The organism is Nitratireductor aquibiodomus NL21 = JCM 21793 (assembly GCF_000615975.1).
Classification (GTDB): domain Bacteria; phylum Pseudomonadota; class Alphaproteobacteria; order Rhizobiales; family Rhizobiaceae; genus Nitratireductor; species Nitratireductor aquibiodomus.
Map to the genome: position 1 here is coordinate 36,151 of NZ_BAMP01000031.1, position 8,363 is coordinate 44,513.

Genomic DNA, 8,363 nt, shown 5'->3' on the forward strand with positions numbered 1-8,363 from the left:
CCCCAGAATTGGGGGCAGGGCCTGACGGTCAGGCCGAAGCCGTGACCGCCCTGCCCTCGCTGGCCGGAGCCCCCTCCTGCCCGGCGGACCGGACAGGAAGAGGCGCCCTGAAACGCTTGAGCCGCAGCGCATTGCCCAGCACGAAGACACTGGAGAGCGCCATGGCGCCGGCGGCAAGCATGGGCGACAGAAGCATGCCCGTGGCCGGGTAGAGCACACCGGCAGCAACCGGGATCAGGCTCACATTGTAGCGAAGGCCCAAAACAGGTTCTGCCGGATGTTCTTCATGGTTGCCTGCGAAAGGCCGATGGCATTGGCAACACCGGTGACATCGCCAGCCATAAGAACCACGTCGGCGCTCTCGATGGCGACATCGGTGCCGGTGCCGATGGCGATGCCGACATCAGCTTCCGCCAGAGCGGGGGCATCGTTGATGCCGTCACCGACGAAGGACACCGGGCCGGCCTGCTTGCGCAGGCGCTTGAGCGCCTCAACCTTGCCCTCCGGCAGCACTTCCGCCTCGACCCGGTCGATGCCGAGTTTTGCGGCGATGGCTTCAGCCGTGTGGCGGTTGTCGCCGGTTATCATCGCCACTTCCAGCCCCAGCGCATGAAGTGCTGCAATGGCGGTGGGCGTCGATTCCTTCACCGGATCGGCAACGGCGATCACCGCCGCGAGCTTGCCATCGACCGCCGCGTAAAGCGGTGTCTTGGCATCGGCGGCGAGCTTTTCGGCATCGGAGGAAGCCTTGCCGATCTCGACATTCTGCTGACGCATGTAACGATCCGCGCCGATGTGAAGACTGCGACCGCCAATGGTTGCGGCAATGCCGAAACCCGGAACTGCATCGAACGCATCGACCGGCTTGAGGGTGAGCCCCTCGTCGCGCGCGCCCTGAACGATGGCTTCGGCCACCGGATGTTCGGACATGGCTTCCGCCGAGGCGACGAGCGAAAGGACTTCGGCGCGCTCGAAACCGTTCTGCACCACGAAATCGGTGAGTGCCGGGCGACCGAGCGTCAGCGTTCCGGTCTTGTCGAACGCGACAACGCTTGTGTTGCGCAGGCTCTGCAATGCCTCGCCATTGCGGAAGAGAACACCGAGCTGCGCGGCGCGGCCGGTGCCGACCATGATGGAGGTTGGTGTGGCGAGCCCCATGGCGCACGGGCAGGCGATGATGAGCACCGCCACAGCATTGACCAGCGCAAAGGCGAAGGCGGGATCGGGACCGAACACCAGCCAGACGACGAATGTGGCGGCCGCCGCCAGCATGACGGCCGGCACGAACCACGCCGTGACCCGGTCAACGACCGCCTGGATCGGCAGCTTGGCCCCTTGCGCGTTTTCGACCATGCGGATGATCTGCGCCAACACCGTGTCGGAGCCGACCTTGGTGGCGCGGTAGACGAAGCTGCCCGTCTTGTTGATCGTGCCGCCGATCACCTCGTCGCCTTCGGCCTTGGAGAGCGGAACCGGCTCGCCGGAGATCATCGCTTCATCCACATAGGAGGAACCGCTCTCGACCACGCCATCGACCGGCACCTTGTCGCCGGGGCGCACCTGAAGACGGTCGCCCACGACGACCTCATCAAGCGGCACTTCGACAAAACTGTCGTCCTTGAGAACGCGGGCGCTCTTGGCGCGCAGGCCCATCAGCCGCTTGATGGCCTCGCCGGTGCGGCCCTTGGCGCGCGCCTCCAGAAGTCGCCCAAGCAGGATGAGCGTGACAATGACGGCGGATGCCTCGAAATAGACATTGACCGTGCCGGAGGGGAGAATGCCGGGCGCGAAGGTGGCCACGACCGAATAGGCCCAGGCGGCCGTGGAGCCGAGCATGACGAGCGAGTTCATGTCCGGCGCGAAGCGCATCAGTGCTGGAAAACCCTTGCGGTAAAAGCGCAGGCCCGGCCCGAACTGAACGATGGTCGCCAGCACGAAATAGACCATGTAGAGCGTGCTGCGGTCGGCAATGCCCATCAACCATTCGTGCATGCCCGGCACGAAATGGCTGCCCATTTCGAGAATGAAGATCGGCAGCGTGAAGATTGCGGCCAGCGTGAAATCGCGCTTGAGCGAACGAAACTCGGCGGCTTTCGCCTCCTCATGCGCATCGCGCGCGGCAGCGCCGTCGGTGCGCCGAACCGGCGTATAGCCCGATTTGCGGATCGCCTCTTCCACGCCGTTGCGCGCCTCGTCGCTCAACAGATCGACGGAAGCGCTTTCGGTGGCAAGGTTCACCGCGACTTTTGAAACACCGGGCACAGCCGCAATGGCCTGTTCCACACGCCGCACGCAGGAGGCGCATGTCATGCCCTCGATGCCGATGTCGAGATGGCTGGCGGGCACGCCATAGCCCGCCCCTTCCACCGCCTTGACAATGCTGGAGAAATCGAGACCGGGCCGGACCGTGACATCGGCGGTTTCGGTTGCCAGATTGACCGAGGCGCTTTCAACGCCATCGACGGCGGCGATCGCCTTTTCAGCACGTTTCACGCAGGAAGCGCAGGTCAGCCCCTCGATGCGGAAACGTTTCACATTGGCCGAAGACGTGTCGGCAGCAAGGGTATTCATCGCTTTCACCCTGATATGACTAATGTTCAGGGTTAGGCTTTTAAACCTTCCAGTCAATGGAAGGTCAACAGAAAAATTCAGTGCGTGGTTTCGGAGCCGGCAAAGGCCGTCAGAAGCAGGCGCAGATACTGCACCTGCGGATGACCGGGAAGGCGCCGGTCGATCTCCGCAAGCTGGCACTGCGCGGCATATTCGATATCCGCATCGGGCGGCAGGCTGACCACCCATTCCATGAAAGCGCGCTGTTGCGCGCGGATCGAACCCGCGCGCAACTGTCTTGCCGATGTGGTGTCAAAGGGCATGGATCAATCCCAGCTCAACGCGCCGCCATTCTGATACTCGATCACGCGCGTCTCGAAGAAATTCTTCTCCTTCTTCAGGTCCATCGCCTCGCTCATCCACGGGAATGGATTGTCGGTTTCAGCGTAGACCGGAGCGAGACCGAGCTGGGCACAGCGGCGGTTGGCGATGAAGTGCATGTACTGCTCGCACAGCGCCGCGTTGAGCCCCAGAAAGCCGCGCGGCATCGTATCGCGCCCGTAGGATGCTTCCAGTTCGGCGGCGTCCGCGATCATGCCGCGCACCTCATCCTGGAATTCCTTCGTCCAGAGATGCGGGTTCTCGATCTTGATCTGGTTGATGACATCGATGCCGAAATTCAGATGGATGGATTCATCGCGCAGGATGTACTGATACTGTTCGGCGATGCCGACCATCTTGTTGCGGCGGCCGAGCGACAGGATCTGCGCGAAACCGGTGTAGAACCACATGCCCTCGAAGATGACATAGAAGGCCACCAGATCGCGCAGAAACGCCTGATCGGCCTCCGGCGTGCCGGTCTTGAATTCCGGATCGTCCAAATGCTTGGTGTAATCCAGCGCCCATGCCGCCTTGTCGGTGATGGAGGGCACCTCACGATACATGTTGAAGAGCTCGCCTTCGTCCAGCGAAAGGCTCTCCACGATGTACTGGAAAGTGTGCGTGTGGATCGCCTCTTCAAAGGCCTGACGCAAGAGATACTGCCGGCATTCGGGATTCGTGAGGTGCCGATAGATCGCCAGAACGATGTTGTTGGCGACAAGCGACTCTGACGCGGCGAAGAAGCCGAGATTGCGCTTAATCATGCGTCGCTCGTCTTCGGTCAGGCCATCGCGCGACTTCCACAGCGCGATGTCGGCCTGCATGGAGACCTCGGTGGGCATCCAGTGATTGTTGCAGCCGGCGAGATATTTCTCCCACGCCCAGCGATATTTGAGCGGCAGGAGCTGGTTGACGTCGGCGCGTGCATTAATCATGCGCTTGTCGTCGACCGATACACGGGCCGCCCCGCGTTCGATCTCGCCAAGGCCCGTGGCGTCTGCCTCGGGGGAAGCGGGATTTGGAATGGTGGCGGGCTGCGATTGTTCGTTCCAGTTCAGCATTGTCTTGTCTTCCGATTGGGTTTGCATTCGGCGCGCGCCCACCTTCGTCCTTCGACGGGTTCAGGATGAAGGTGGGCCCAAAGGCCGGGCTACTGGCAGGCCTCGCATTCGGGATCGTCAATGGCGCAGGCCTTCGTCCAGGCTGCATTCGGATCGATGGCGATGGGTTCTGCCGAAACGCTGGATGCGGAGACGGCGTTGAGCTTGCCGTCGGTTCCCTTGAGCGTGGATTTCTCCACATGGGTGGCGGAACGCGAACGCAGGTAATAGGTGGTTTTCAGTCCTTTTTTCCATGCGTGCCGGTAAAGCTCGTCCAGCTTCTTGCCACTCGGATTGGCGATGTAGAGGTTGAGCGACTGGGCCTGGTCGATCCATTTCTGACGGCGCGAGGCAGCCTCTATGAGCCAGGCGGAATCGATCTCGAACGCGGTCGCATAAAGTGCCTTGAGATCGTCGGGCACCCGGTCGATCTGGCCGATGGACCCATCGAAATATTTGAGATCGGACATCATGACCTCATCCCACAGGCCGCGGTCCTTCAGGTCGTGGATGAGCGCCGCGTTCACCACCGTGAAATCGCCCGACATGTTCGATTTGACGAACAGGTTCTGATAGGCGGGTTCGATGGACTGCGAAACGCCGCAAATGTTGGAGATGGTGGCGGTGGGCGCGATGGCCATGCAGTTGGAATTGCGCATGCCGACCTTCTTCACCCGCTTGCGCAGGCTCTCCCAGTCGAGCGTTGCGGCGTTATCCATCTCGACACCCGGCCGCGCCTCTTCCAGAAGCCGGATGGAATCGATCGGCAGGATGCCTTTCGACCACAGCGACTTCTCGAACGTGGGATAGCGCCCGCGCTCGTCGGCGAGTTCTACAGAAGCCGAAATTGCATAATAGCTGATCGCCTCCATGCTGGCATCGGCAAACGCCACCGCATCCTCGCTGGCATAGGGTATACGCAGCTTCTGCAAGGCGTCCTGAAAGCCCATCAGACCAAGGCCGACCGGGCGATGCCTGAGATTGGAATGGCGTGCCTCCGGAATGGTGTAGAAATTGATGTCGATGACATTGTCGAGCATGCGCATGGCGGTGCCGACCGTGCGTGCCAGACGCTCCAGATCGAGTGCGCCATCGGCGATGTGGTTGACGAGGTTCACGGAACCCAGATTGCAGACGGCCACCTCGTCCTTGGACGTGTTGAGGGTGATTTCCGTACACAGGTTTGATGAGTGAACGACGCCCACATGCCCCTGCGGCGACCGGATGTTGCACGGATCCTTGAACGTGACCCAGGGATGCCCGGTCTCGAAGAGCATTGTGAGCATGCGCCGCCACAGATCGACCGCGCGCACGGTTTTGAAGACGCGCAGTTCACCGGCCTCCGCCTTTGTCTCATAGGCTTCATAGGCCTTGCGGAACGCCTTGCCATAAAGGTCGTGCAGATCGGGCGTCTCGTCGGGTGAGAACAGGGTCCACGGACCGTCTGCCGCGACGCGCTCCATGAACAGGTCGGGCACCCAGTTGGCCGTGTTCATGTCATGGGTGCGGCGGCGGTCGTCGCCGGTGTTCTTGCGCAGGTCGAGGAATTCCTCGATATCGATGTGCCAGCTTTCCAGATAGGCGCAGACCGCACCCTTGCGCTTGCCGCCCTGATTGACGGCGATGGCCGTGTCGTTGGCGACCTTGAGGAACGGCACGACGCCCTGGCTCTCGCCATTGGTGCCCTTGATATGCGCGCCGAGACCGCGCACCGGCGTCCAGTCATTGCCGAGCCCGCCGGAATATTTGGCAAGCAGCGCATTGTCCTTCACCGCCTTGAAGATGCCATCGAGATCGTCGGCAACCGTGGTGAGGAAGCAGGAAGAAAGCTGCGGGCGCAGCGTGCCGGAATTGAACAGGGTGGGCGTGGAGGCCATGAAATCGAACGACGACAGGAGATCGTAGAATTCGATGGCGCGCGCCTCGCGGTCGACCTCGCGCACGGCAAGCCCCATGGCGACGCGCATGAAGAAAGCCTGCGGCAGCTCGAACCGGGTGCCGTTGGCATGCAGGAAGTAACGGTCATAAAGGGTCTGAAGACCGAGAAACTGGAAGTTCAGGTCGCGCTCGGGTCTGAGCGCGGCGCCGAGGCGCTCCAGATCGAAGCGGGCAAGCTCCGGGTCGATGAGGTCGTTGGCGATGCCCTTTGCCACGAAGTCGGGGAAGTAACGCGCATAGCGCTCCGACATCTCGGCCTGCGTGGCCTGCTCCGGCCTTTCGGACACGAAGGTCAGAGCCTCGCGGCGCAGTTTGTCGAGCAGTAGGCGCGCGGAAACGAACGCGTAATCGGGCTCCTGCTCGACCAGCGTGCGGGAGGCAAGAATGGGAGCCAGAGACAATTCGTCCTGACGGATGCCATCGTAGAGATTGCGCTTCGTCTCGTTCAGGATCGGCTCGGCCGAAACGGATTCGAGACCGGCGCAGGCTTCATGAACGATTTCCGCAAGACGGGCCTCATCCAGCGCAACCAGCGTGCCATCGTCCAGAGTCATTTGCAGGGTGGATTGCGGTGCTTCGGCATCGACGGTTTCGGTGGCCCGTTCGCGGGCACGTTCCTCACGGTAGAGCACATAGGCACGGGCAACACGGTGATGCTCGCCGCGCATAAGGGCGAGTTCTACCTGGTCCTGAATTTCCTCGATGTGGAACAGGCGGTCGGCATCGGCCCGGCGCGTCAGCGCGGATACAACCTGTTCGGCAAGCTCTTCGACAATATCGTGGACACGGCGCGAACCGGCGGCGGTGGACCCTTCGACCGCCAGAAACGCCTTGGTCAGCGCAATCGTGATCTTGGCCGGATCGAACGGCGTCACCCCGCCATTGCGGCGGATGACACGATAGCCCGGCTCGGACGAACCGGCTTCGCTCTTTCTGGTGGATGGCGGAACCGCGACGGTTCCATTGGTGTTCTTTACTTCAGTCGCCGGCATCTAGACCCCCGTGGCGGTTGGACAGGGGCGCGGAGACATGCGGCGCGACGGGGTTTCCCATGGCGACACACGCACCACCGGGACACCCCGCCCGTGGACGTTTATCTCGTCATGGCAGGTCTCCTGGCTTGCAGGTCGTCACCGCTGTTCGGCCTTCCCAGCACACATTGGGCGCCAGTGACACAAAACGAAAGCGGTTCGCTGCTTACAGTTGCGGGGGCAGCGCCGGACTTGCCCAAAAGGCGCACCGGCTTCCCTTTTCACTCCCGATCCAAACAAGAATCGAAAGAACCTTGACCCCTACAGTTGGCATCCATAGGGGCCACGAAGTCAACATCTTGTTTCAGTGGAAAGCTGAAACAAACTTTTGCACAATGCGCAAAGCCGCTTTGGCCTTAGCTCTAAAGCGCGCGCATGACCTTTTCCAGCAAGGAAAAAATGCGTTCATCATCGCATTGGGCGACATTGAAGCGCAGGAAACCACGGGCCGAACCGGAAAGGCTGAACGCGTTTCCCGGCGCAAGCACCACATCATGTTCCAGCGCATGACGGGCAATCGCCGACGCATCCAGCCCATCGGGCAGACGACACCACAGGAACATGCCCGCGCGGGGCTCGATCCAGGGTTCTATGCCCAGCTTCTTCAAACGTTGGCCGACCGTCTCGCGCGACGCGGAAAGCCGCTGGCGCACAGTCTCCATATGCCTGCGGTAGCTGCCGTCACCCAGAAGCGCCAGCACCAGCTCCGCCGCCATGGACGGCCCGCCGAAACATGTGGCGATCCGCAAATCGGTCAGCCCGTCGATCCAGCCGCGCGGCGCCGCAACGAAACCGCAGCGCATGGATGCCGAAAGGGATTTGGAGAAACTGCCAATATAGACCACGCGCGCAAAACCGTCGAAGGCGGCAAGGCGCGGTGCTGGCTCGACCTCGAAATCCGCGAAAATGTCGTCCTCGACAATGGTCAGGTCGGCCTTTTCGGCAAGCAGCAAAAGCCGATGGGCAACCGCCGGCGAAAGCACCGCTCCGGTCGGGTTGTGAAGCGCGGAATTGGTTATGTAGAGACGCGGCGAATGCCGGTCCAGCGCTTCGGCGAACCGCGCGACATCAGGCCCCGACGGTGTGTAGGGCACGCCCACGATCTTCACCTGATGCGCGCGCAACAGCGCATGGAAATTGAAATAGCAGGGATCGTCCACCAGCACCGTGTCGCCCGGCTTCAGAAGGAAGCGGCAAAGAAGATCAATGGCCTGCGTGCCGGAATCGGTGAGCATCACCTGACCGGGAGAAGCCTCTATGCCATGGCCCGCCATACGGCGCGCAAGCAGCGTGCGCAGCGATGGCGATCCAAGCGGCTCGCCATAATCGGCAAGAACCGCCGCATCGGCGCGCGACAGGCGAC

Annotated in this window: 4 protein-coding genes, 1 pseudogene and 1 riboswitch; all 5 genes and pseudogenes read right to left on the reverse strand. The window is 61.8% G+C overall.

Annotated elements, in window-relative coordinates; translation table 11 throughout:
• Positions 1–28 precede the first annotated feature (28 nt).
• Positions 29–2,571: pseudogene (locus JCM21793_RS25345) on the reverse strand (heavy metal translocating P-type ATPase).
• A 77-nt stretch (positions 2,572–2,648) separates the two neighbouring features.
• The gene (locus JCM21793_RS10770) at positions 2,649–2,873 is read right to left on the reverse strand and encodes a hypothetical protein (RefSeq protein ID WP_025030357.1); all 225 of its coding nucleotides are present in this window, start codon (positions 2,871–2,873) and stop codon (positions 2,649–2,651) included.
• A gap of 3 nt (positions 2,874–2,876) precedes the next feature.
• A complete protein-coding gene (locus JCM21793_RS25350) occupies positions 2,877–3,992 on the reverse strand; it encodes a ribonucleotide-diphosphate reductase subunit beta (RefSeq protein ID WP_007008944.1) in 1,116 nt (371 codons plus the stop codon).
• 89 nt (positions 3,993–4,081) lie between these two features.
• Positions 4,082–6,961, reverse strand: coding sequence for a ribonucleoside-diphosphate reductase subunit alpha (locus JCM21793_RS10780; protein ID WP_025030358.1), 2,880 nt, complete (start codon positions 6,959–6,961; stop codon positions 4,082–4,084).
• 96 nt (positions 6,962–7,057) lie between these two features.
• Positions 7,058–7,272: riboswitch (cobalamin riboswitch) on the reverse strand.
• A gap of 90 nt (positions 7,273–7,362) precedes the next feature.
• On the reverse strand, positions 7,363–8,363 hold a 1,001-nt coding region (locus JCM21793_RS10785), incomplete at its 5' end, for an aminotransferase-like domain-containing protein (protein WP_025030359.1).

Bases quoted from the DNA above. Each gene is read 5' to 3' on its own strand.
- JCM21793_RS10780 (WP_025030358.1), bottom strand. From the start codon at position 6,961: ATGCCGGCGACTGAAGTAAAGAACACCAATGGAACCGTCGCGGTTCCG.
- JCM21793_RS25350 (WP_007008944.1), bottom strand. From the start codon at position 3,992: ATGCTGAACTGGAACGAACAATCGCAGCCCGCCACCATTCCAAATCCC.
- JCM21793_RS10770 (WP_025030357.1), bottom strand. From the start codon at position 2,873: ATGCCCTTTGACACCACATCGGCAAGACAGTTGCGCGCGGGTTCGATC.